20 protein-coding genes are annotated in these 23221 nt (G+C 65.0%); 7 read left to right on the top strand and 13 right to left on the bottom strand.

Going from position 1 to position 23221, the window contains the following annotated elements:
• Positions 1-56 precede the first annotated feature (56 nt).
• Both AC56LN_RS04000 and AC56LN_RS04005 read left to right on the top strand, forming a co-directional pair.
• On the top strand, positions 57-539 hold the full coding sequence (locus AC56LN_RS04000) for an Xre family toxin-antitoxin system antitoxin (RefSeq protein WP_499570062.1): 483 nt from the start codon (positions 57-59) through the stop codon (positions 537-539).
• Entirely contained in the window at positions 536-1009 is a 474-nt protein-coding gene (locus tag AC56LN_RS04005; protein ID WP_499570063.1) for an RES family NAD+ phosphorylase, read from the top strand. Before AC56LN_RS04000 ends, AC56LN_RS04005 begins: the two co-directional genes overlap by 4 nt.
• 29 nt (positions 1010-1038) lie before the next feature.
• Here AC56LN_RS04005 and AC56LN_RS04010 read toward each other — a convergent pair whose 3' ends face one another.
• From AC56LN_RS04010 to AC56LN_RS04020, 3 genes are read right to left on the bottom strand one after another with little or no spacing between them, the layout of a single operon-like run.
• Positions 1039-2262, bottom strand: coding sequence for an ABC transporter permease (locus AC56LN_RS04010; RefSeq protein ID WP_499570064.1), 1224 nt, complete (start codon positions 2260-2262; stop codon positions 1039-1041).
• Positions 2259-2993: an ABC transporter ATP-binding protein gene (locus tag AC56LN_RS04015; RefSeq protein ID WP_499570065.1), complete on the bottom strand. Its 735-nt coding sequence runs from the start codon at positions 2991-2993 to the stop codon at positions 2259-2261. Before AC56LN_RS04015 ends, AC56LN_RS04010 begins: the two co-directional genes overlap by 4 nt.
• Entirely contained in the window at positions 2990-4195 is a 1206-nt protein-coding gene (locus AC56LN_RS04020) for an efflux RND transporter periplasmic adaptor subunit (protein ID WP_499570066.1), read from the bottom strand. Before AC56LN_RS04020 ends, AC56LN_RS04015 begins: the two co-directional genes overlap by 4 nt.
• A 172-nt stretch (positions 4196-4367) precedes the next feature.
• On the opposite strand from AC56LN_RS04020, the gene rpiA reads away from it, so the two are divergent.
• Both rpiA and AC56LN_RS04030 read left to right on the top strand, forming a co-directional pair.
• Positions 4368-5045, top strand: coding sequence for a ribose-5-phosphate isomerase RpiA (gene rpiA, locus AC56LN_RS04025; RefSeq protein WP_332531414.1), 678 nt, complete (start codon positions 4368-4370; stop codon positions 5043-5045).
• 14 nt (positions 5046-5059) lie between these two features.
• Positions 5060-5386 carry a hypothetical protein gene (locus AC56LN_RS04030; protein WP_499570067.1) on the top strand — a complete coding sequence of 109 codons (327 nt, stop codon included), beginning with the start codon at positions 5060-5062 and terminating at the stop codon, positions 5384-5386.
• Between the two features lie 166 nt (positions 5387-5552).
• Here the strand turns inward: AC56LN_RS04030 and AC56LN_RS04035 are convergent, their stop codons facing one another.
• Positions 5553-5825: an oxidative damage protection protein gene (locus AC56LN_RS04035; protein ID WP_183555634.1), complete on the bottom strand. Its 273-nt coding sequence runs from the start codon at positions 5823-5825 to the stop codon at positions 5553-5555.
• Positions 5826-5873: 48 nt separating this feature from the next.
• Positions 5874-7187 (bottom strand): amino-acid N-acetyltransferase, encoded by a 1314-nt coding sequence (gene argA / locus AC56LN_RS04040; RefSeq protein WP_499570068.1) that lies wholly within the window; start codon positions 7185-7187, stop codon positions 5874-5876.
• Positions 7188-7241: 54 nt separating this feature from the next.
• Between argA and hrpA the strand changes: the two genes are divergently transcribed.
• The gene (gene hrpA / locus AC56LN_RS04045; protein ID WP_499570069.1) at positions 7242-11351 is read left to right on the top strand and encodes an ATP-dependent RNA helicase HrpA; all 4110 of its coding nucleotides are present in this window, start codon (positions 7242-7244) and stop codon (positions 11349-11351) included.
• Positions 11352-11405: 54 nt separating this feature from the next.
• Here the strand turns inward: hrpA and AC56LN_RS04050 are convergent, their stop codons facing one another.
• Complete coding sequence (locus AC56LN_RS04050; protein WP_499570071.1) at positions 11406-12077, bottom strand: PRC-barrel domain-containing protein; 672 nt, start codon at positions 12075-12077, stop codon at positions 11406-11408.
• 363 nt (positions 12078-12440) lie between these two features.
• Positions 12441-13481 (bottom strand): SDR family oxidoreductase, encoded by a 1041-nt coding sequence (locus AC56LN_RS04055; protein WP_183555629.1) that lies wholly within the window; start codon positions 13479-13481, stop codon positions 12441-12443.
• A 226-nt stretch (positions 13482-13707) separates the two neighbouring features.
• On the opposite strand from AC56LN_RS04055, the gene AC56LN_RS04060 reads away from it, so the two are divergent.
• Entirely contained in the window at positions 13708-14181 is a 474-nt protein-coding gene (locus AC56LN_RS04060; protein ID WP_499570072.1) for a transposase, read from the top strand.
• Between the two features lie 36 nt (positions 14182-14217).
• Here the strand turns inward: AC56LN_RS04060 and AC56LN_RS04065 are convergent, their stop codons facing one another.
• The 3 genes from AC56LN_RS04065 to AC56LN_RS04075 all read right to left on the bottom strand — a co-directional run bounded on the left by AC56LN_RS04065 (position 14218) and on the right by AC56LN_RS04075 (position 17059).
• Positions 14218-15012, bottom strand: a complete 795-nt coding sequence (locus AC56LN_RS04065; protein WP_499570073.1) for a DUF8692 domain-containing protein — start codon at positions 15010-15012, stop codon at positions 14218-14220.
• Between the two features lie 283 nt (positions 15013-15295).
• Complete coding sequence (locus tag AC56LN_RS04070) at positions 15296-16174, bottom strand: tripartite tricarboxylate transporter substrate binding protein (protein ID WP_482899727.1); 879 nt, start codon at positions 16172-16174, stop codon at positions 15296-15298.
• Positions 16175-16402: 228 nt separating this feature from the next.
• Positions 16403-17059 (bottom strand): DUF4230 domain-containing protein, encoded by a 657-nt coding sequence (locus AC56LN_RS04075; protein ID WP_499570075.1) that lies wholly within the window; start codon positions 17057-17059, stop codon positions 16403-16405.
• A 122-nt stretch (positions 17060-17181) separates the two neighbouring features.
• On the opposite strand from AC56LN_RS04075, the gene AC56LN_RS04080 reads away from it, so the two are divergent.
• Positions 17182-17853, top strand: a complete 672-nt coding sequence (locus AC56LN_RS04080; protein WP_499570076.1) for a class I SAM-dependent methyltransferase — start codon at positions 17182-17184, stop codon at positions 17851-17853.
• A 7-nt stretch (positions 17854-17860) separates the two neighbouring features.
• Here AC56LN_RS04080 and AC56LN_RS04085 read toward each other — a convergent pair whose 3' ends face one another.
• From AC56LN_RS04085 to AC56LN_RS04095, 3 genes are read right to left on the bottom strand one after another with little or no spacing between them, the layout of a single operon-like run.
• The gene (locus AC56LN_RS04085; protein WP_499570078.1) at positions 17861-20707 is read right to left on the bottom strand and encodes an Hsp70 family protein; all 2847 of its coding nucleotides are present in this window, start codon (positions 20705-20707) and stop codon (positions 17861-17863) included.
• The gene (locus tag AC56LN_RS04090) at positions 20704-22584 is read right to left on the bottom strand and encodes an Hsp70 family protein (protein WP_499570079.1); all 1881 of its coding nucleotides are present in this window, start codon (positions 22582-22584) and stop codon (positions 20704-20706) included. Before AC56LN_RS04090 ends, AC56LN_RS04085 begins: the two co-directional genes overlap by 4 nt.
• Positions 22581-23165 carry a DUF2760 domain-containing protein gene (locus AC56LN_RS04095; protein ID WP_482899722.1) on the bottom strand — a complete coding sequence of 195 codons (585 nt, stop codon included), beginning with the start codon at positions 23163-23165 and terminating at the stop codon, positions 22581-22583. The genes AC56LN_RS04090 and AC56LN_RS04095 overlap by 4 nt, the downstream gene beginning before the upstream one ends.
• Positions 23166-23221: the final 56 nt, after the last annotated feature.

Here is a 23221-nt window from a genome sequence, read left to right on the forward strand (position 1 = left end):
CACGTACTTGCGCTTTGCCTCATTTGATCTATACTTCTGTCTTAAAGGAGACGGTCATGTCAAATTCCAAGGCAACGGCAAAACGCGCTCCGGCGCCTGGTACCACCATTGTCAGCGATGGAATACAGGTCTATCGCCTTGATCCTCAGGCACGCATCGCAGTCATCCGCCAGGGCATCTCTGCCGCGACGATCAGCAATCTGTCGTCGCGCATGGGCATGAGCAAGGAGCATCTGTTGTCCAGCCTCGGCCTGTCCCGTGCCACGATCAGCCGCAAGGAAAAGGACGCCACGCTGCTGTCCAAAGACGAGTCCGAACGGGTACTGGGTGTCGAAACGCTGATCGGCATGGTACAGACCATGGTCGAGCAGTCCGGGGATCCGGCCGGGTTCGATGCGGCGCGCTGGGTCTCGGACTGGCTGACCAGGCCACTGCCGGCGCTGGCCGGTGCGACACCGGCCAGCTACATGGATACGTTCGAGGGGCAGAAACTCGTCGCTGAACTGCTGTCCATGAGCCAGAGCGGGGCGTACGCATGACCGTGCCGGTGTGGCGTATCGCAGTCGAAGCACCGACCTACGCTGCCAATGATCTGCATGGCACCGGCGCCAAGATGACGGGCGGGCGCTGGAACAGCAAAGGCACACCCGTCGTGTACTGCGCCATGAACATCGCGCTGGCCACGCTCGAAACCGTGCATTACCTGCGTAGCGGCGGCCTGCCGTTCAATCGCTACCTGGTACGGATCGACATTCCGGACCAGGTGTGGGATGCGCGTCGGGTGCTCGATCCGCTGCCTGGCGGTTGGGATGCGATTCCGGCAGGCCTAGCCGCCCGGATCACGGGCGATGCCTGGATTGCATCGGGCGACTCGGCGCTCCTGCTTGTCCCTTCCGTCATCGTGCCGGACGAATTCAATGTGCTGATCAATCCGCGCCACGGCGATGCCGGGACAATCGTCGCAACGACCCACAAGCGCTGGACGTACGACCCTCGCTTCTTTTCCTGATCCCAAACTCCCGCTGTTCCGGGAGGATGTCATTCGTAGCGCAGGCAATCCACCGGCAACAGCCGTGAAGCGCGCCGGGCCGGATAAAAGCCGAAGAACACGCCCACTGCCGTGGAAAACCCGCACGCCACTACGACCGCGGTGATGGTGAGATAGACCTCGAAATCGGCAAACTTCGTGATCAGCGCCGCGCCGCCGGCCGCGATGGCAATGCCGACCAAACCACCGGCCAGGCAGATCACCACCGCTTCGGCCAGGAACTGCATCAGCACGTCGTTGGGCCGCGCGCCGATGGCCATGCGGATGCCAATCTCGCGCGTGCGCTCGGTCACCGACACCAGCATGATGTTCATGATGCCGATGCCGCCGACCAGCAGCGAGATCGCGCCGATCAGGCCAAGCAGCAGCGCCACGCCGGCCGTGATCTTGTTGGCCGTCTCGGCGATCGTATTCAGGTTCTGCACCCGGAAATCGTCGGGATCGTCGACGCGGATCCGGTGCCTGCTGCGTATGACTTCCTTGATGTCCTCGATCGCGTCCGTCATCGCCACCCCGGGCCGCCCCTGCGCATTGATGTAATGGACGTTCTGCGGAAACGGCGACTTGACCAGGTTGGCGCTGGCCGCCGTGATCGGCACGAGGATCTGTTCGGCCAGGTCGGTGCCGTCGGTCTGGCGGCCTTCGCCGGCCAGCACGCCCACCACCTGGAACGCGACGTTCTCGATGCGCAGGAACTGGCCGAGCGGATCGGCGCGGTAAAAGAACTGGTCCGCGACCTTCTGGCCGATCACCACCAGGCGCGCGCTGGCGCGCACGTCGCTCTCGCCAAACAGCGTGCCCTGGTCGACTTTCCAGTTGCGGATCGTGAACATCGCCGGCGTCACGCCCATGACCATGCTGCTGGCGTTCTCGTTGCCGGCGGCGACCTTGAAGCTGCCCTGCAGCGCCGGCGCGGCGCCGGTCAGGCTGGGTAGCGCATTGAGTGCCTCGGCATCGTCGAGCGTGAGCACCGCCACCTTGCCTTCGCGGGCGCGCTGGGCCGCCGTGCGATCGCCCCCCGGCATCACGTAGACCATGTTCGTGCCCAGCATCTGCAACTGCTTGCTGATGAAGCGCTGCATGCTGTCGCCCAGTGCGAGCAGCAGCACGACCGACGCGATGCCGATCACGATGCCCAGCATCGTCAGGGCGGTGCGCAGCCGGTTGGCCGCCATCGAACGGAACGACTCGATCAGGACCTGGACCAGGTTCATCGCGCGGCTCCTGCCTGGCTGCTTGCCAGTTGCAGGCCTTCGGCCGCCGGGCCGTCGTACAGCACGCGGCCATCCTTCAGGCGCACCAGGCGCCGGCTGTAGGCGGCGACGTCGGGTTCGTGCGTCACCAGCACGATCGTGATGCCGCGCTCGCGGTTCAGGGTGCCGAAGCTGGTCATGATGTCGTCGCTCGTGTGGGTGTCGAGGTTGCCGGTGGGTTCATCGGCCAGCAGCAGTGGCGGATCGGTCACGAGCGCGCGCGCGATCGCCACGCGCTGCTGCTGGCCGCCCGACAGCTGGCTTGGCGTGCGTTTGGCAAACTCGCCCAGGCCCACGCGCTCGAGCTCCTGCACCGCGCGCGCCTGCGCCTTGGCGCGGCCCATGCCGCCATAGATCAGGGGCAGGGCGACGTTTTCCGCCACGCTCATGCGCTTGATGAGATTGAAGCTCTGGAACACGAAGCCGATCGTGCGGTTGCGGATGTCGGCCAGTTCAGCGCGCCCGAGGGTGCGCGTGTCAATGCCATTGAGCAGGTAGGTGCCGCCGGTCGCCTGATCGAGGCAACCGAGGATGTTCATCAGTGTCGATTTGCCGGAACCCGACTGGCCCATGATCGAGACGAAGTCGCCGTGCTCCACGCGCAGGTCGACGCCGTGCAGCACCGGGGTTTCCACCGCGCAGCTCAGGTAGGTCTTGACGACGCTGCGGATGTCGATCAGCGGTCCTGTCATGGATTCTCCGGCGTGGCCAGCGAGCGGGTGACGACGCGGTCGCCCGGCTTCAGGTCGCCCGAGACCACTTCGGTATAACGGAAGTTGGACAGGCCGGCGCGGATGTCGACCGGGTGCGGCTGGTTCATCGCGTCGAGCTTGTAAATCTTGAACATGCGCGTGGTGTCGCTCGCGCTGCGGAATGCGACGTCGTCGTCCTTGACCGGCGCGGGCGTGGGGGCAACGGTGCCGGGCTTGGCGTCCTTGTTGCGCTTGCGCTCGGCCTCCTGCTCTTCTTCCGACAGCCGGAAACGCAGCGCCGTGGTCGGGATGCGCAGCACGTCCGGGCGGTTTGCGACCACCAGACGCACCTGCGCCGTCATGCCGGGCTTGAGCAGTTCGTCGACGTTATCCACGTCGAGCACCACGTTGTACGTGACCACGTTCTGCACGACGTTCGGCGCGAGGCGGAACTGGCGCATGGTGGCGGCGAACTCGCGGTCGGGATAGGCATCGACGACGAAGCGCGCCGGCAAGCCATCCTTGAGCTGGCCGACGTCGGCTTCGGACACGCTGGTATCGATCTGCATCTTGGTCAGGTCTTGCGCGATCTGGAACAGGTTCGGCGTGTTGAACGACGCCGCCAGGGTCTGGCCCAGGTCGATCGTCCGCTTGATGACCACGCCGTCGATCGGCGAGCGGATCACGCTGTTGTTCAGGTCTGCCCTGGCGCGGTCGTGCTGCGCCTGCGCCAGCGTCAGGTTGGCCTGCGCGACCTGCATCTCTCGCCTGGACTGGTCGAGCGCGAGGCTGGACAGGAAGTTCTGCGCCACCAGCTGCTCGTTGCGCTCGAACGTGGACTGGGCCAGGCGCAGGCTGGCGCGCGCCGACGCGATGCTCGCTTCGGCCTGGCGTACCTGGGCATTGAAGATGGTCGGCTCGAGCTTGAGCAGCACCTGGCCTTTTTTCACGCGGTCGTTGAAGTCGGCATTCAGTTCGGCCACGGTGCCCGACACTTGCGAGCCGACGTTGATCAGCGCGACCGGATTGATGGTGCCGGTGGCGGTCACGGTCTGGTTGATGGCGCCGCGGTCGACGACGGTGCTGCGGTATTTCGATGGCGGTACGGCGTCGTTCTTCGGTTTGAATACGGCAACGGCGACTGCAGCAGCGGCGAGGACGGCAACGGCGATGACAACGCGCTTCCTGGTGAAGATGTTCATTGTATGTATGCCAGATAAATACCAAGTAAAGGCCGAGTTTGATGCACCCGTGCGCGAATGGCAATGCATGGCGCATTGGCGAGCCTGAATTCGGCAGCGCAGGCCCGCCAATTTTGGAAAAAGGGCGCCGCCGATCCGCTAGAATGGCGTATTCCCTTTTTACCGAAGCATCATGACTCAAGACGAACTGAAACAAGCCGTAGCACGCGCCGCCATCGATTACGTGGTCGAGGGTGAAATCATCGGTGTGGGCACTGGCTCGACCGCCAACTTCTTCATCGACGAACTGGCGAAGATCAAGGACCGCATCAAGGGCACCGTCGCGTCGTCCGAAGCCACGGCAAGCCGCCTGCGCGGCCACGGCATCCCCGTGTTCGACCTGAACGATGTCGAATCGATGGCGGTCTACATCGACGGCGCCGACGAAATCAACGCGCAGGGCGCGATGATCAAGGGTGGCGGCGCAGCGCTCACGCGCGAAAAGATCGTCGCATCGGTGGCGAAGAAATTCGTCTGCATCGCCGATGGCTCCAAGCTGGTCGAGACGCTGGGCGCGTTTGCGCTGCCGGTCGAAGTGATCCCGATGGCGCGCGCCTCGGTGATGCGCCAGCTGGCTGCGCTGGGTGGCCAGCCGAAGCTGCGCCTCAAGGCTGGTACCGATCAGGCGTTCATCACCGACAACGGCGGAGAGCTGATCGACGTGGCAGGCCTGAAGATCACCGATCCGGTGGCGCTGGAAGAAAAAATCAACCAGATCGTCGGCGTGATCGCCGTTGGCCTGTTCGCCAAAGCCGGCGCCGATGTCTGCCTGCTTGGCACGGCGGACGGCGTCAAGACCCTGTCGCTGTAACCGGAAACCCGACCATGAATCGTGCGCTGCTGCTGTCTGCTTCTTCGCTTGCTGCCTTGCTGGCAGGTTGCTCTGTCTTTGGCAGCTCGATCGATCTGTCCGAGCCTGCCGTTGCTGCCCCAGTTGCATCGACCGACGTGACGGCGATCCAGCGCACGCCGTTCAAGGTCGGCGAATCGTCGCACACGGTCGAGAAGCTGGCCAAGGCGCAGGCGTGCACCAGCATGCAGGGTGCGGGCCTGGTGACCGAGCCGGGGCCGATCGAGGTCTACCGGATGCAGTGCCAGAATGGCCAGGTGTTCATGGCGCGCTGCGAACTGCGTCAGTGCAAAAAGATGTAATGGTTTGATTGAACCCGCAGCCATAAAACGTCATTCCCGCGAAGGCGGGAATCCAGGTCTTATGCGTGCCAGTCCGATCAAACGAAGCTGGTACGCTGGAAAGCTTGGATTCCCGCCTGCGCGGGAATGACGGTTTTAGTAAATTGGCTAAATTCGTACGACGTGCTTACACCGGTGGCGGCACGTAGCCCATTGCCTGGTCGGCGCCTTCGCCGAAGAAGTGCTTCTCCAGCTGGGTCGCCAGGTATTTGCGCGCGCGGTCGTCGGCCAGGTTCAGGCGGTTTTCGTTGATCAGCATGGTCTGGTGCTTGAGCCATGCCTGCCAGGCTTCTTTCGACACCTGCAGGTACAGCTTCTTGCCCATTTCGCCAGGGACCGGTGGGTAATCCAGGCCTTCGGCTTCCTTGTTCAGTTTGATGCAGTGGACGGTGCGGGCCATCGAGTACTCCTGTTATTCGTTCGGTGATTCGGTCATGTAAGACGCGTATTATAAAGTCTTGATCAAGACCTGTGAGCGGCGCTGCCAGTTGTACATGTGCTGCCGGTCTTTAGGCAGGTCGTCCACGGTGGCCGGCACGAAGCCGCGCTTCTTGAACCAGTGCGACGTGCGGGTGGTCAGCACGAACAGCTTGGTCAACCCGGCCGCGCGGGCGCGGTTTTCCATGTGCTTGAGGATGCGTTCACCGTCACCCTGCGTCTGCGCGTCCTGGCTCACGGTCAGGCAGGCCATCTCGCCCATCTTCGATTCGGGGAACGGATACAGCGCGGCGCAGCCGAAGATCACGCCGTCGTGGTCGATGACCGAGAACTGGTCGATCTCGCGTTCGATCAGCTCGCGGCCGCGATACACCAGCGTGCCGTCGGCTTCGAGTGGCTCGATGAGCTTGATAATTCCGCCAACGTCCTCAATTGTGGCCTGACGCAGGCTTTCGAGGTTTTCGTGGCTGATCATGGTGCCCACGCCATCGTGCGTGAAGACCTCGAGCAGCGCCGAGCCGTCCATCTCGAACGGGATGATGTGGGCGCGATCGACGCCGGCATTGCAGGCCTTGATCGCATGCTGCATGTAGAACGCGGCCGAGTCGGACAAAAAGCCCGCCTGCAGCACGGCTTCGGCCATGTGCGACGACAGTTCGCGGATTTCGGTACCGGCCGCGTCGACGATCATCGGCGTTTCGGTAATGAAGATCAGCTTGTCGGCGTGCAGCGCAATGGCAGCCGACGCGGCGACGTCTTCCAGCGTCAGGTTGAAGATTTCGCCGGTGGGCGAGAAACCCAGCGGCGAGAGCAGCACCAGGTTGTCTTCGGTCTGCAGGATCGGGTGGATTTTTTCGGCGGCGATCTTGCGCGTGACGCCCGTGAGTTCGAAGTCGACGCCGTCGATCACGCCAAGCGGACGGGCGACGACGAAGTTGCCCGAGACGATGCTGATCTGGGCATTGGACATCGGCGTGTTGGGCAGGCCCTGGCTGAAGGCGGCTTCGATATCGAGACGCAGTTCGCCGGCGGCTTCTTTTGCGCATTCGAGGGCAGCGGTGTCGGTGACGCGCACACCGTTGTGGAAACGGCCCTCGACGTTACGCAGTTCAAGCTGTTCGGCCACCTGCGGACGCGAGCCGTGCACCAGCACGATCCGGATGCCCAGGCCGACCAGCAGTGACAAGTCCTGCGCCAGTACTGGTAGGGCGCCGGCAGCAACGAGCTCGCCGGGGAAGGCGACCACGAAGGTCTTGCCGCCGAATGCGTGAATGTACGGCGCGACCGAGCGCAGCCACTGGACGAATTGGGTAGGAGTTTCCATTTGCCGCATTATAATTCGCTGCGCGATGTGCGCACCAAAACCTTGTAAAAATCAATGTCTGAACAGAGTAACAAGCCTTCGCAACCACCGGCGCGCGCCGTAGACGCCACCTCCAACGCCAGTGCGGCCCCTGCACCTGCCCAACCACGTCCACGCCGCGCGCGTGGCGAGGGGCAGCCACGCCAGCAGCGCCCGCCGCGCGAGGACGTCCCGCGCGAGCGCAATCCGCTGCCACCGATCACCTTTCCCGAAGACTTGCCGGTCTCGGGCCGGCGCGCCGAAATCGCCAGGGCGATCCAGGAAAACCAGGTCGTCATCGTCTCGGGCGAAACGGGTTCGGGCAAGACGACCCAGCTGCCGAAGATCTGCCTGGAACTGGGCCGCGGCAGCAAGGGTCTGATCGGCCACACGCAGCCGCGCCGGATCGCCGCGTCGTCCACCGCCAAGCGCATCGCGCAGGAACTGGGCACGCCGCTGGGCGAGCACGTGGGCTTCAAGGTGCGCTTCAACGACACGCTGCAAAAGGGCGCGTCGGTCAAGCTGATGACCGACGGTATCCTGCTGGCCGAAACGCAGACCGATCCGCTGCTGCGCAACTACGACACGATCATCATCGACGAGGCGCACGAGCGCAGTCTGAACATCGACTTTTTGCTCGGCTACCTGAAGCAGCTGATGCCGCGCCGGCCGGACCTGAAGATCATCATCACGTCGGCGACGATCGACGCCGAGCGCTTCGCGCGCCACTTTGGCAAGGGCGATGGCGCGGATCTGAAACCGGCGCCAGTGATCGAAGTATCGGGCCGCCTGTATGCGGTCGAGGTGCGTTATCGCCCCGTCGATCGTGATCCGGTCGCCGGCGTTAACACCCCCAAGCCTGGCGAGACACCGAACCTTGCACCGAAGGCGCAAGCCGCGCGCGACAAACGCGACCTGATGGACGCCGTGGTCGATGGCGTCGATGAAGTGTGCCGCCTGGGGCAGGGCGACGTGCTCGTGTTCCTGCCGGGCGAGCGCGAGATCCGCGATTGCGCCGAGGCGCTGCGCAAGCACCATCCGCCGCATGTCGAGATCCTGCCACTGTTCGCGCGCCTGTCGGTCGAAGAGCAGGATCGCGTGTTCCGCACGACGAATGCGCGCCGCATCGTGTTGTCGACCAACGTGGCAGAAACGTCGCTGACGGTGCCGGGCATCCGCTATGTGGTCGACACGGGCCTGGCGCGCGTGAAGCGCTACAGCTTCAGGAACAAGGTCGAGCAGCTGCAGGTCGAGCCAATTGCGCAGTCGGCCGCCAATCAGCGCGCGGGCCGTTGCGGCCGCGTGGCCGATGGCGTCTGCATCCGCCTGTTCGAAGAAGACGATTTCCTCAAGCGCCCCAAATTTACCGAGCCCGAAATCCTGCGCTCCTCGCTGGCCGCCGTCATCCTGCGCATGAAGGCGCTGCGCCTGACGGACGTGGAGACGTTCCCGTTCATCGAGGCGCCGCAGGGCCGCGCGATCGCCGACGGCTACCAGCTGCTGCAAGAAGTCGGCGCGGTCGACGACACCAATGAACTGACGCCGCTGGGCCGCAAGCTGGCCAAGCTGCCGCTCGACCCGCGCGTGGGCCGCATGATCCTCGCGGCGCTCGACAACGGGTGCCTGACCGAGATGCTGATCGTGGCCTCGGCCCTGTCGACGCAGGACCCGCGCGACCGTCCCATCGAATACCAGCAGCAGGCCGACGAAAAGCACAAGAAGTTCGCCGACGAGCGCTCGGAGTTCCTCAGCTACCTGAAGATCTGGGCCTGGTTCGAAGACGCGATCGAGCACAAGAAAACCAATCGCCAGCTGCAGGAAAACTGCCGCGCCAACTTCCTGTCACAGGTGCGCCTGCGCGAGTGGCGCGACGTGCATTCACAGCTGTTGACGATCGTGCGCGAGCAGGGCTGGCGCCTGAACGAGTCGCCGGCAACGTACGAGCAGCTGCACATCTCGCTGCTCACCGGTTTGCTGGGCAATATCGGCTTCAAGGCCGAGGACGAGCAGGCCGGCATCTACCTGGGCGCACGCGGCATCAAGTTCCACATCTGGCCCGGCTCGACGCTGGGCAAGAAGGCAGGGCGCTGGATCATGGCGGCCGAACTGGTCGAGACGACGCGCCTGTATGCGCGCACGATCGCGCAGATCCAGCCGGAGTGGGTCGAGAAGGTCGGCGCGCACCTGCTGAAAAAATCCTGGGGCGAGCCGCGCTGGGAGAAAAAGCAGGCGCAGGTCACGGCGCTCGAACGCGCGACGCTGCACGGCATCGTCATCTATGGCGCCCGCCGCATCAACTACGGCCAGCGCAATCCGACCGAAGCGCGCGAGATCTTCATCCGCGACGCACTGGTCGCGGGCGACTATGAAACGCGTTTGCCGTTCTATATCCACAACCACAAGCTGGTGAAGGACATCGAGAACCTCGAGCACAAGTCGCGCCGCCAGGACGTGCTGGTGGACGACCAGCTGATCGCGGCCTTCTACGACAGCGAGATCCCGCGCGACATCGTCAATGGCGCCGGTTTCGAGAAGTGGTACAAGGACGTCGCGCGCGAGAACCCGAAGCTGCTGTACCTGAACCGCGAAGAACTGATGCGGCACGAAGCGGCCGGCATCACCACCGAGCTGTTCCCGAAGACGATGACCGTCACCGGCATCGAGATGGGGCTGTCGTACCACTTCGAGCCGGGCAGCGTGCGCGATGGCGTCACGCTGGCCGTGCCGCTGTTCGCGCTGAACCAGATTCCGCAAGAGCGCGCAGCGTGGCTGGTGCCAGGCATGATCAAGGAAAAGGTGCACCTGCTGCTCAAGTCGTTGCCGCAAAAGCTGCGCCGCCACTGCGTGCCGCTGCCGGACTACGCGGCGAAGTTTGTCGAGCGCATTCACACGGCCGGCACGTTCGGACGGGGCGACCTGATCGACGTGCTGATCGCGGACGTGCGCGCGCAGACCGGCACGCTGGTGCTGACGGCCGACTTCAAGATCGAGACGCTGCCGGCGCACATGTTCATGAACTTCAAGGTGATCGACGAGCATAGTCGCCAGCTGGACATGGGCCGCAACCTGGCCACGCTGCAGGCGGAACTGGGCGGGCAGGCGCGCGAGAGTTTCCAGAAGATGGCCGAGTCGGCGCCGGCGTCGAGCGGTTCGCTTGCGCGGCTGGCGCGGCCTGGCGCAGTTGGTTCGGGCGCAGCGGCTGCCGCTGCACCCGCCGCGGCGCCAGCGGCCAAGGGCAAGGGCGGCCAGCCGGCCGCGCCGGCGGTGGCCTCTGCCAAAGGGGCGTCAACGAGCAGCCAGCACACGGGCCTGACCGCGTGGACGTTTGGCGACTTGCCGGAGCTGCTGGAGATCAACCAGGGCAAGCTGACGCTGATCGGCTTCCCGGCGCTGGTCGACAAGATCACGCACTGCGATCTGGAAGTGTTCGACGATCCGAACGTGGCGGCGCGCACGCACCGCGTGGGCCTGCGTCGCCTGTTCGCGCTGCAGTTCAAGGAGCAGCTCAAGTTCGCCGAGAAGAACATCCCCGGCCTGCAAGGGATGGGCATGCAGTTCATGAGCCTGGGTTCGCAGGAAGACTTGCGCGACCAGATCGTGGCCAAGGCGATCGACATCGCCTGCCTGCAGGATCCGCTGCCGCTCAATGCGGCGCAGTTCAACGCGCGCCGCGACCAGGGCAAGGGCCGCATCGGCCTCTTGATCAACGAGGTGGCGCGCCTGGCGGGCCAGGTGCTGGCTGAATTCCACGGCATGCCCAAGCGCGTGCAAACCCTGCCGCAGGCAGTATCGGCCGACATCATGGGCCAGTTGCAGGCGCTCGTGCACAAGCGCTTCATCGCCGACAACGAGTACAGCCAGCTGGCGCACTTCCCGCGCTACCTGAAAGGGATCAACGTGCGGCTGGAGAAGCTGCGCGGCAATCCGACGCGCGATGCGCAGTTGATGGCAGAGTGGCAGTCGGCGGCGGCGCAGTTCCAGCGCACGCTCAAGAACATGGGGTCGAAGAACAACGATCCGCGCATGATCGAGTTCCGCTGGATGCTGGAAGAACTGCGGGTGTCGCTGTTTGCGCAGGAGTTGAGAACGCCGATGCCGGTGTCGGCCAAGCGCTTGCAGAAGGTGTGGGAGTCGATGCAGCGGTAATGACGGTGCATGGCTGACGGCGGCGCCGCCAGCCATTGTAAAGTCACCGTTCGATCAGCCGATATTGCTGCCCCGGATCCGGCTCAGGTCATCATCGGCGCCCAGGTTGCCTGCGCGTGGATCCAGACTCGCGCCCGAGCCCTGATTGAGCGACGAGTCGCTCATGCTGCTGCCCGATCCTGCCACACTGGCCGAACCGGCCGAGCCTGCGCCCATGCTCGAACCCATCGAACCGCCGGCATACGTGCTGCTGCCGGTGCCCGCGCCAGCGCCACCGACGATGCCAGGCGTCGGCACACCCGGCCCCATGCTCGGTGCGCCGGAGCGATGCGGATCGGTGCCATAGAAGTCATGGATGCCGCCGGCCCAGGTGGTATCGGCCATGTCGGGCCAGGCATCCTTGTCGAAGCCGGGTGCCGTCTTGAGGTGCTCTTTCTCGACATCCAGCACGAAGCGGTGATTGATCGTGTCCAGGTGCAGCGCCTGCCATGGCACGGCGAACAGTTTTTCGCCCATGCCCAGAAAACCGCCAAAGGCCAGCACGGCATAAGCAACCTGGCCGGTCTGCATGTCGAGCATGATGTCCTTGATGTCGCCCAGGTCTTCATCATTGGCATTGACGACGCTGTCGCCAATCAGCGTATCGGCGCCCATCAGTGACGGCCCCGGACCTGCGATGCCGGTGTTCTTGTACATCCCGTATTTGTCGCGACTTGCGTAGCTCATCGTTTCCTCCATATCGGTTGACGTTCTGAACAACGCCTGCGGCCATCCTCGGGCGAGGCCGACCGTGGCCCTGCAACCACATACTAGGCTGCTGTCCGTTTGTGGTGCGCGCGCTACGGCTGGGCAAGTTATTGCTTAAGCGAATTACCGTACAGAAGAGCAGTACGGCAATCGTTAGTCTTCGTCACATATCTCGGAGAACCACGATGACTGTCATTTCACGCTGCAACCATGCCGGGCCACTGGGCCGCCATATTCCTACCCGATCGCTGGCCTCGCTGCTGGTGCGTCTGCTGCGTCGCCGCTGAGCACGCAGTGGTGATGGTCCACCCGGCAACACCGGGCGGACATACTGGTGGGCGCTTACGGCTGCCCGCCACCACCCGCCACGCCATACACATGGCCGGTGGTGTAGCTCGATTCATCCGACGCCAGCGTGACGTAGGTCGCCGCCAGTTCGGCCGGCTGGCCAGGGCGCTTCATCGGCGTGTCTTCGCCGAACTTTGCGCGGCCCTCCGGTGAATTGCCCCCTGCCAGTTGCAGCGGTGTCCATACCGGTCCCGGCGCCACCGCATTGACCCGAATTCCTTTCGAGGCCATCTGCTTGGCCAGCGACTTGGTGAACGCCACCTCGAACGCCTTGGTCGACGCATAGTCGAGCAGTTTTTCAGGCGGATCGTAGGCCGTCTGCGACGACGTGTTGATGATCACGCTGCCCGGCTTCATGTGCGGAATCGCTGCCTTGGTGATCCAGAACACCGCATACACATTGGTCTTGATCGTCCAGTCGAACTGTTCGCTGGTGATGTCGAGGATCGAGTCGTGGTTCTGCTGGCGCGCGGCATTGTTGACCAGGATGTCCAGACCGCCCAGTTCACGCACCGCCGTCTCCACCATCTTCTTGCAGAACGCTTCGTCGCGGATATCGCCCGGCACCGCCACGGCCTTGCGGCCGGCGTCCCGGATCAACTGCATCACTTCACGTGCGTCCGGCTCTTCGGCCGGCAGGTAGCCGATGGCCACGTCCGCGCCTTCGCGCGCGTACGCGATCGCGGCGGCGCGGCCGATGCCCGAGTCGCCGCCCGTGATCAGCGCCTTGCGGCCGGCCAGGCGGCCGCTGCCGCGATAGGTGGTTTCGCCGTGGTCAGGGCGCGGCGTCATCTTGCTGGCCAGGGCCGGCCATGGCTGATCCTGATTGGGAAACGGCGGACGCGGATAGCGCTTGGCGGCCTCGCGCGCGGCGCCGGCGGCCGGCTGGTTGCCGCCTGCGGCTTGCTGGGCCAGGGCCGGCACGGCGGCGGCCGAGGCGGCGACGCCGGCGGCCACGGTGCCGACGAACCGGCGACGCGATGGCGCCATGTCTTGTGTGGTCTGGTTCTCGACCTTCTTGTCTTCCGAATGCATGCTTGCTCCTTGGATGTGGTGGCAGGGTGCCGATAGCGGTCACGACGTTGATAAAGATGTTAGTCGTTATCGAAAAGCCATGGTGTTCGGTAGCGGTGGAGCAATGTCTTGGACAGGAGGGCAAACACGCCCGAGCGAAACAGGCTGCGATCGTCATCACGATGACGAAAATTGAACTGGTGGGTCAAACAGGTGTCGAACTCCGACTGTGACAAGGGAGCCCGCCGTGACATCGTTCAGGTTTGTAAAAGCAGTTTCGCAACGCCCGTTACTTGGTTATCCCCGGCCGGTGCGGTTGACGACGCTCCCGCAGCCACAGGGCAGTCTTGACCGGCTCGCTGCGCTCATTGCCGATAGCAGGGCCATGCAACGCTGCTGCCCGCATTGCGCGTGCAGGCAACTGAACCGGCATGGCCAGGCCAATAACCGCCAGCGCTTTCGCTGCCGCCAGTGCCTCCGAACATTCAATGACCTGACTGGCACGCCGCTGGCACGGCTCAGGCTGCGCGAGAAGTGGCTTGACTATATCGTCATGCTGCGCGAGGCCAGATCGGTACGGTCAGCGGCGGCGCAGGTTGGCGTCCATAGCAATACCGCGTTGCGCTGGCGCCATCGCTTTCTCGACGCGGCTGATAAAGAACGACTGTGGCCCACTGACAAAGTTCGCCGCGCACTGAAAAAGGCCACCATGAAGCAATGAGGTTGTCATGACAGCGGACGAATGCCGCTGCATGCGTCATGAAGACGTGGTGCGGGCAGCGGGGCCAGTGTACTGCGCCGGCGTCGCTTGCCGCACCGCTGCCGTGTTGCTGGCATGCAGATTCACTTCAAGTCGGTCGCAGCTGTCAGCGATATGGCTGGTCATGGCATAAATCAGGGTGGCCATGCCGGTCATCTCGAGTCCTTCCTCAGTCATGACAAGCACGTTGTAGAGCAGACCGTCGCCCTGGCTTTCCATGACACTGCCATTGATCAGTTCCATGCCGAGGCAACCGCCGAGGAACAGACTTGCTGCCAGAATCATTCTGCGGCGGGTGGCAACGGGCAAGCGCAGCATGAATTTGAGGAAGAACAGCGAGACAATGAACGCGCCAATCAAGCCCGGCACGACCCAGCTGTAATACATCAGGCCAAGGCTCGCGCCATTTGCGGGATCGGAGCCCCCCAGCATGGCGCGCATCGGCCCGGTCATTCTTTCATGCACCTGGAAGCATTCATCGTAAGACAGGAACAGAAAACCCGCAGCCAGAACAGTCCAGTAGATGGCGTCCCGGTCACCACGACCTTTTGCGTCCAGTGCAATCACGGCAAACAGGGCAGCGCTGCACAATCCAAGGCACACCGAGAAGAACGTCGGAATATTGCCTTCGACATTCACGTCGAACAGCGGGACCAGCCCATGGACCGAATCGTGGCCGAGCCCCAGCCGCATGACCAGGCCAACCGCGTGTGCGCACAGCAGACAGATGATGATCGTACCCAGAACGTAGGCAACCGAGCGTGGGCTGCTGGACAGGCGATAGGCGGGCATATTGTTTTCTCCAAGATGATCGCCAAAGGAATTTCTGTTCGAATAACAGGAACCGCACCGTGTTGTGACAAGACGATGACAGCGATAAAACGGAGGTTACCTTAATAATAAGACATCGTAAATGGTCGATTTCTGGCATGTAAAGACATCATCCCCATGAACTTCTGGCGCGGTAACCTAGGCAAGGTGATGACTGTGACACGTAAAAAGGCACCATAAAAAAACGGGTGACCCGGCAAAAGCCGCGTCACCCGTTTTCAGGGCACTACTTGGTAGCTGAAAATCAGTCGACGGTTGCGCCGCTGTCTTTCACGACTTTCGACCATTTGGTGGTTTCAGCCTGGACGAACTTGGCGAAGTTCTCCGGCGTGTCGCCCACGTACTCGGTGCCGGTATCGGCCAGCACGCGCTGGAAGTCAGGCGACTTCATGACCTTCTGCGTTTCGGCGTTGATCTTGTCGACCACGGCCTTCGGCGTCTTGGCTGGCACGAACATGCCGTACCACGCATACGATTCGATTGGCAGGCCGGCTTCGGCGAAGGTTGGTACGTCCGGCAGCAGCGGCGAACGCTTGTTGCCCGAAATGGCGATTGGCTTGACCTTGCCGCTCTTGATGTGCGGCATGATCGCGATGGTGCTGTCGAACATGATCGGGATGTGGCCGCCCAGCAGGTCGGAAATCGCTGGCGCCGAACCCTTGTAGGGCACGTGGACCATGTCCAGTTTGGTCACGCCGCGGAAAATTTCACCGGTCAGGTGTTGCGGGGTACCGTTACCGGCCGACGCGTACGAAAACTGGCCGTTCTTCGACTTGATCAGGGCCAGCAGTTCCTTGACGTTCTTGGCCGGGACCGATGGGTGCGCAACCAGCACCAGTGGCGCGCGCAACAGGTTCGTGACCGGGATCAGGTCGGTCGCCGGGTTGAACGCCATTTTCTTGTACAGGCTCGGGTTGATCACGATTGGTGCGCTCGAGGTGATCAGCATGGTCTGGCCGTCGGCCTTGGCGCGGGTGACCGCTGCCGAACCGATATTGCCGCCGCCGCCGCCGCGGTTATCGATGACGAACGACTTGCCCAGCGCGGTCGTCAAGCCTTTGGCCAGCGGCCGCGCTGCGATGTCCGACGGGCCGCCTGCCGGCCATGGGACGACGACGGTCACGGTGTCGCTAGGCCAGGTTTGGGCGAAGACACTGGTGGAAAGAACGGTTGCCGCGAGAGCAAAGACAAGGGTTTTTCCGCTGGATGGGAAGACGCGCATGGTGTTGTCACCTCTATATAGTTGATTTGTTCCGATAACCTGCTGAGGCGATTTTACACGAAGGGTCACGCCGCTTGCGTCATCACAGGTGTAATCTTTTGTTTCTATGTGGGAATTTTTTACAACAGCTTATGGTGTGGTGGCAGCCTTGGGCTGGCCGGTGCTTGCTTCCCATACGACGGTCGGCGTCCAGCCGGTGGCCAGCAGCGTGGCCTGCATCACGGTGGCGGCATTGTCCTTCGCCGTGTTCAGCACCGTCGGCTGGCTGCAGGCGGCCTGCACTGCTTTCTGCGCCGTGGCCAGCACGTTGTTCATGGCCGTAGTGCGCGTTTGCGCCGATGGGATGAACGCCTGCAAGCCCTGGTCGGTGATCGCATAGAAGTACGAGCCGCCCTTGTCGCGCGGTTCGTGGTTGATGCGCGCCTGCAGCGGCGAGGGCGCTGGCAGCACGACCGTCAGCGTGCGCGCCGTGTTGTCGATGTCTTCGTAGCGCGCCTGGCGCAGGTCGGTGGCCAGCGTGCAATCGCCGCGCGCGACCAGCAGCACGCGGGTGCTGCCAAGCCGTACTTCCCATTGCGACCACGGGATGTCCACGGCATTCGGCTGCGTGAATTCGATCACGTCCGAATAGTTCATCTTGAGCGACACCAGGTGCCCCATCTTCTCGAGCGACACCAGCGGTGGCGGTGCGGGTGCTTCGTCGACCGGGCGCTTGATGAGGGCGAAGGTGATGACGGCGGCAAGGACGGCGACGAGAAGGAGCGGCAGGTGTTGCGATGGTTTCATGGGCAGGCAGGGCGGGTGCGTTGGCGGAGTCGGCGCCAGTCTATCCGATCCTGTGGATGGTTGTCGTTCGCGGGTGTGCCGTTACTGCCTGCGGCATAATGGGGTCATTACAGGAGAAGCCCATGCCCGGTCTTACCGATGCCGCTGTCCTCGACGCGTGGTCGCGCAACGTCGACCCCTGGACTGCCGCCGTGCGCGGCGGCGAGATCGAGACACGCACACTGGTCACCAATGCCGCCATCGTCGAGGCAGTGCGCAGCCTTGCTCCGGCCACCGGCGTCGATCTTGGTTGCGGCGAAGGCTGGCTGGTGCGCGCGCTGCCCGGCGTGGCGATGGTGGGCGTCGATGCGATTCCCGCGCTGGTCGGGAAAGCCGATGCCGCGGGTGGCGGCGACTTTTGCGTGCTGTCGTTCGAGCAGATCGCGCAGGGCCGGCTGGCGCTGGCGGTCGATGTCGCAGTCTGCAATTTTTCGTTGATCGGCAACGAGGCCGTCGATGGCCTGTTGCGCGCGGCGCCGACCTATCTGCGCCAGGGTGGCTCGCTGGTCGTGCAGACCGTGCATCCGATGATGGCGTGCGGCGATGCGCCGTATGTCGACGGCTGGCGTGCCGGCAGCTGGGCGGGCTTTTCCAGCGATTTCGCCGATGCGCCGCCGTGGTACTTCCGCACGGTCGCGGGCTGGATTGCGCTGTTTGCGGCAAACGGGTTGCGGGTCACCGCGATGCGCGAACCGCTGCATCCGCGTACCGGCAAGCCAGTCTCGCTGATCCTGATCGGCCAGCTGGAAGCGTGATTCTGTTCTAACGCAGCAGCTTGAGTCCCGGCGGCAGCGCATCGCCCAGCATGCGCGCTTCGCTGGCCTGATCGAGCTCCACGACCTCGCGCACCATCGCCGTCCATGCTGGCGGCGCGCCGCTGGCCGCCAGGCGGCGCAGCACGTCGCCGCGCACCGCGTCATCGATGTCGCGCGAACGGTCGCCCGTCATGCGCGCGATGTGGGCGGCGGCAAAGCCCGCCGGCTCTACCTTGCGCCAGTCGAGCAGCAGGAGCTGGCGCAGCCAGCCTTCAGCCACGTCGGGCGGCGCGACTTCGTGTGCGCTCGACTGGAACGACTGGCGCGCGCCCACGCGGCCCAGTGCCCACAGATAGCGGCCGTAGCGCGCGCTGGCGCGGGCATCGAGCTTGCCGCCGGAAGGGATGTCGGCGATCTGCTTGAACAGCCATTCTCCGATCTCGGCCTTGTAGGCCGACGGGATGCGTTCGAGCGACGCGCCCACGCGCAACAGGTCTTCTTCGCTGCCGTCGACCAGCGTGACGGGCCGTCGGCCACGCTCGGCGGCATCGGCCTGCAGGTTGAAGGCGAAATCGTCCAGCACGCGCAGTTGCGCATCGAGCGACAGGCCGCCGGCCACGCGGCGCCACAGCGTCCACCATTCGGCGCGCACCTGGCTGTCCTTGTGGTGCTGCACGCCCGCCTCGAACAGGGCCCACAACTGTTCCATGCGCCACTCGTCGAGCGGGTGGCCGAAGCCGGGGCGCAGGCTGTAGCCGGCCAGATTGAGCCACGCGCGCTCGTGCTCGACCGAGCGGCGCCGGCCTTTCGCGCGTGCCATCAGGGCGTCGAAAAGGCGGCGCAACAGCGGCGTGGTCCAGCTTTCGCGCGCGCCGAGCAGATGTTCCAGGCCAGCGCGCAGTTGCTTGACTTCTTTCGGCTCGACCTGTTTCGAGCGGGCGCCGAACACGCGTTCGATCTTGTCGATTGCCGCGTCCAGGTTCGCGGGCAGGGCTTCGTCCGGCGCGTCGACATCAACGTCGTTGCCATCGCCACGCAACTGGAACGCGAGCTGCCAGCGCCCGCCGCCATCTTCGGCCACGCAATGCACTTCGAGCGAACCGGTTTCGCTCAGCGTCGTTACCAGATGCACGGGAATCTCGGCAGTTGTATTGGACCCTGATGCGCGTAACACCGTTGCAATCGGCGGCAGGCGCACCACGTCGGCCAAGTCGAGATCGACCAGGTCGCCGGCCTGCGGCGCCGCGCCGGCATCGGCAATCGTCGAGACCAGGTGAAAGCGCACCGGCCGGCCGACGCGCAGCGCGAAGCTGCGGTTTGCCAGCGTGACGTCGGTGGCTGCCGGCGTGCCGCGTGGCAGCAGGCAGACGGCGTGCAGCAGGCCGGCGCGCGCTTCGCCGTCCAGAAGCAGGTAATAGTTGCGGGCCGCGCCGCTGTCGATCGCCGGCGCCAGGCCCTGGCGTGCCAGCGCGTAGGCAACGCCGCCACGGGCAACGGCGATATCCGGATTCTCGTTGTGCAGCACGCGTAACGCTGTTCCGTCACCTTCGCCGCGCCAGCCGGTCAGCGTATCGACCAGGCGCCGCGCCAGCGCGCTGCCCCTGAACACGCCGCCGTTGAGCAGCACGGTATCCGGCACAGGGATCACGTCGCCTTCCAGGCCGAGCGCCTCGCGCGACGCCGCCGCATGCTGGCGCAAAAAGCTGGCCAGATGCCGCGTGATGGCCGGGTCGCTTGCATACGGCAGGCCGAATTCGACGATGCCGGCACGCGCACGCACCGGTTCGTCCTGCGCCGCGTTGAGCGGCAGGAAGCCATCGAGCACGATGCGCTCGATGTCGCTGCGCAGCAGGTCAGCCTTGCGACTCGCACCAATCAGGCGGCTGCCGGCGCCGAGCAGCGTGACGGCGACGGATTCAGGCGCATCAATGGCCAGCAGTTGTTCCTTGGCGGCGCGGCAGCGTTCCGTGAGCTGGGCCAGGCGCGCGGCCGACAGGCGTGGGCGCACGGCGTCATTGCCATGGTGGTCGCCGGATTGTTCGGCCATGCGCGCTTCGATCAGGTGCGCCAGCGCCAGATCCATATTGTCGCCACCCAGGATCAGGTGGTTGCCCACGCCGATGCGGGTCAGGTGCGGCTCGCCATCTTTGGTATCGACCTTGACCAGGCTGAAGTCGGTGGTGCCGCCGCCGACGTCGGCCACCAGCACCAGCCGCGCATCGCCCAGATCGTCGGCCAGGCTGGCGCGATGGCGGTACAGCCAGTCGTACAGGGCGGCTTGCGGTTCTTCCAGCAGCGCGACCTGCGGCAGGCCGGCCAGTCTGGCCGCTTCGAGCGTCAGCGCGCGGGCGCCTTCGTCGAACGACGCCGGCACCGTGAGCACGATCTGCTGGCGTTCAAGGGGGTGTTTGGGAAAGCGCGCATTCCATGCGGCGCGCAGGTGCGCAAGATAGCTGGCGCTGGCAGCCACCGGCGAGACCTTGGGCACGTCGCTGTCGACGCCCCACGGCAGGATCGGCGCCATGCGATCGACGCCGTCGTGCGACAGCCAGCTCTTGGCGCTCGTGACGAGCCGGCCCGGCGTGGCCGCACCGAGCACGCGCGCCAGGCGCCCCAGCGCAACGCGCTCGACGCCCGCGACGTCCGGCTGCTGCCAGGGCAGTTGCAGGGCGCCGGGCGCCAGTTCGTCCGGCCCCGGGTGGTAACGCATCGACGGCAGCAGCGGTGCGCCGGCCACTTCGCCGGGCGCCACCAACTGATCGATCTGGAATAGCTCGATGCCGCCCGGGCCATTGCGGCCGTAGGCCAGCACCGTGTTGGTGGTGCCCAGATCGATGCCGACGAGCCAGGTCACTGGACCCCGGCCGCCGTACGCACGTCGAACTCGATCTTCCAGCGCTGGCCATCACGCGCCACCGCCAGCAGTTCGAGCGTGCCGGCATCCGTCGCCAGCGCATGCAGTTTCACCTGCACGACGTCGCCCGCCGCGCGGCCATCGGCCGGCAGCGTGGCCTGGATCTCGTTCATTTCGTGCAGCTCGTCCGGGCCCCAGAATTCGAGCACGTCGCCGATGCGGTCCTGGCGGCGCGTGGTGGAGCCGAAGAAGCGGAACGTGACCGGCTCGCCGATCACCAGGCCGAATTCCTGGCCCGGCAGTTCGAGTTCGCTGCCTTCTTCCATGCCGAACGGCGCCACGCACAGGGCTTCGAGTGGCGGTTCCATGCCCGGGATGGCCGGCATCGACGATTCGACGCCGACGTAGTACGAGCGCGCCGTGCCGCCGCGAATGCGCACGCCACCGCCACGCCGTGCGTAGCTGAAGTAGGCCGCGCCGCGCGCGACGGCCAGATCGAGATCGGCGCCTTCGAGCATGCGCGCCGGTTCGGCGCCTTCCATGTACAGCCAGTCGTTGATGGTGTCCATCACGCGCTGCGCCAGGATGCCGGACTTGAACACGCCGCCGTTGAACAGCACCGCGCTCGGATGCAGGAACGTGTGGTCGGCCGTGACGCGGCCAGTGAAACCTTCGAGTTCGGCGGTGGCACCGGCCTGGCGCGCGAGGAACGCGGCCAGGTGGCGCGTGATCGCGGCATCCTGCGCATACGGCAGGCCAAGCTGGGTCAGGCCGGCGCGGGCGCGCACGGTTGGCCGCGCCGAGGCTTCCACGCGCGGGAAGAAGCCGTCGGTGATGAAGGCGGTGACTTCGTCGCGCGTGAGTTCGGTGCGGATCGAGCCGCCGATGAGTTTCGAGCCGCGGCTTGGCACCACGATCGGGTGCGTCGTCGCGTTGGCATCGGCCAGCAGCGCTTCCTTGGCGCCGCGGCAGCCGTACGTGAGCGCGCGCATCTGCCAGGCGTCGAGCTGCGTGCCGTTGGCGGCGAGTTTGCGGGCCACGAAGTGGGCCAGCGCCAGGTCCATATTGTCGCCGCCCAGCAGGATGTGGTCGCCCACAGCGACGCGGTGCGGTTCGAGCTTGCCGTCGCGTTCGAGGATCGCGATCAGCGAAAAGTCGCTGGTACCGCCGCCGACGTCGACCACCAGGATGATGTCGCCCGGTGCAACCTGCTTGCGCCAGCGGCCACCGCTGCCCTGGATCCAGCTGTACAGCGCCGCTTGCGGCTCTTCGAGCAGGGTCGGCGTGAAGCCGGCCAGGCGCGCGGCGTCCAGCGTCAGCTCGCGCGCGCCCGGATCGAACGAGGCAGGGATGGTGACGGTGACCGATTGCTGGTCGAACGGTGCTTCGGGATGCGCGGCGTTCCAGGCCTGGCGCAGGTGGCGCAGGTAGTGGGTGGAGGCATCCAGTGGCGACACACGGGTGACTTCGTCCGGCGCGTCCGTTGGCAGGATCGCGGCGCGGCGGTCCACGCCCGGGTGGCACAGCCAGCTCTTGGCCGACGAGACCAAACGGATCGGCGTGGTCGCGCCGCGGCTGCGCGCCATCTCGCCGGCGATCGCGGTTTCTTCGGTGTCGCTCCACGGCAGCGCGCGTTCGCCGGCCGGCAGTTCGTCCGGATGCGGCAGGTACAGGAACGATGGCAGCAGCGGCAGCGCCTCGATCGTGCCGGGGGCAGTCAGTTGCGGGATCGGCAGCACGGCGTCGACGGCCTGTTCGCCATCGCTGGCCTGCAGGTCGACATATGAGAGGGCGCTGTGGGTCGTGCCCAGGTCGATGCCGATGGCGTAGCGCGGCTCGGCCGCATTGTTCAACGGGTCATTGACGATGTCGTTCACAGTTCGACCTCCGCCGGAGCCAGCACGCGCGCATCGTGGCGCTCGGCCAGTTGCGGCAGCGTGACGCTGGCAGCGCGCCAGCCGCGATGGCTCAGGGTGCCGTTGAACGGCGCCGTGCCGACCACGTTGCCGGTCAGGCGCACGCTGGCTGCATCGAAGCCTTCGTTGAGGGTGATGCGGGCGCCTTCGGCTTCGCTGCGCACCGGCTCGATCGTGAAGTGCTCGCGCAGCACGCGTGCGCAGCCTTCGTGCACGACGCGCGCGGCAGCGCCGATGTCGGCGTCCGAATAGCTGGTGAGGTTTTCGTGGGCGAAGTCGATCAGGCGCGCTTCGCGCTGGAAGAGGCTCAGCAGCTGCAGGGCCGAATCCGGCGTCGGCGCGCGCAGGGGCGTCGGTGCTGGCGCTGGTTTCACGACAGGTGCAGGTGCCGGGGCTGGCACTGGTGCCGGCGCGGCGGTCGGGCCGACGCCGTCATCGCGCACGCGCGCGGCAAATTCGGCGTCGCCGAGCGATTTGAACAGGGCGCCGAAGGCGATCGACAAGCGGCTGAAGAAGCCGGGCAAATTGGTCTGTTGGGTCATGGTTGTTTTGATTGGTCAGTGCGAAAGCGGCGACCCGGCGCATCCGGCGCCAGGGA

This window comes from Telluria sp. ZT3P26 (assembly GCF_059686035.1).

What these genes read in the sequence shown, in the direction of transcription:
- AC56LN_RS04065 (WP_499570073.1), bottom strand. Translation starts at nt 15,012, where the DNA reads ATGCCCGCCTATCGCCTGTCCAGCAGCCCACGCTCGGTTGCCTACGTT.
- AC56LN_RS04030 (WP_499570067.1), top strand. Translation starts at nt 5,060, where the DNA reads ATGAATCGTGCGCTGCTGCTGTCTGCTTCTTCGCTTGCTGCCTTGCTG.
- argA (WP_499570068.1), bottom strand. Translation starts at nt 7,187, where the DNA reads ATGGAAACTCCTACCCAATTCGTCCAGTGGCTGCGCTCGGTCGCGCCG.
- AC56LN_RS04005 (WP_499570063.1), top strand. Translation starts at nt 536, where the DNA reads ATGACCGTGCCGGTGTGGCGTATCGCAGTCGAAGCACCGACCTACGCT.
- AC56LN_RS04010 (WP_499570064.1), bottom strand. Translation starts at nt 2,262, where the DNA reads ATGAACCTGGTCCAGGTCCTGATCGAGTCGTTCCGTTCGATGGCGGCC.
- AC56LN_RS04055 (WP_183555629.1), bottom strand. Translation starts at nt 13,481, where the DNA reads ATGCATTCGGAAGACAAGAAGGTCGAGAACCAGACCACACAAGACATG.
- AC56LN_RS04050 (WP_499570071.1), bottom strand. Translation starts at nt 12,077, where the DNA reads ATGAGCTACGCAAGTCGCGACAAATACGGGATGTACAAGAACACCGGC.
- rpiA (WP_332531414.1), top strand. Translation starts at nt 4,368, where the DNA reads ATGACTCAAGACGAACTGAAACAAGCCGTAGCACGCGCCGCCATCGAT.
- AC56LN_RS04020 (WP_499570066.1), bottom strand. Translation starts at nt 4,195, where the DNA reads ATGAACATCTTCACCAGGAAGCGCGTTGTCATCGCCGTTGCCGTCCTC.
- AC56LN_RS04035 (WP_183555634.1), bottom strand. Translation starts at nt 5,825, where the DNA reads ATGGCCCGCACCGTCCACTGCATCAAACTGAACAAGGAAGCCGAAGGC.
- AC56LN_RS04095 (WP_482899722.1), bottom strand. Translation starts at nt 23,165, where the DNA reads ATGACCCAACAGACCAATTTGCCCGGCTTCTTCAGCCGCTTGTCGATC.
- AC56LN_RS04015 (WP_499570065.1), bottom strand. Translation starts at nt 2,993, where the DNA reads ATGACAGGACCGCTGATCGACATCCGCAGCGTCGTCAAGACCTACCTG.
- AC56LN_RS04075 (WP_499570075.1), bottom strand. Translation starts at nt 17,059, where the DNA reads ATGAAACCATCGCAACACCTGCCGCTCCTTCTCGTCGCCGTCCTTGCC.
- hrpA (WP_499570069.1), top strand. Translation starts at nt 7,242, where the DNA reads ATGTCTGAACAGAGTAACAAGCCTTCGCAACCACCGGCGCGCGCCGTA.
- AC56LN_RS04080 (WP_499570076.1), top strand. Translation starts at nt 17,182, where the DNA reads ATGCCCGGTCTTACCGATGCCGCTGTCCTCGACGCGTGGTCGCGCAAC.
- AC56LN_RS04000 (WP_499570062.1), top strand. Translation starts at nt 57, where the DNA reads ATGTCAAATTCCAAGGCAACGGCAAAACGCGCTCCGGCGCCTGGTACC.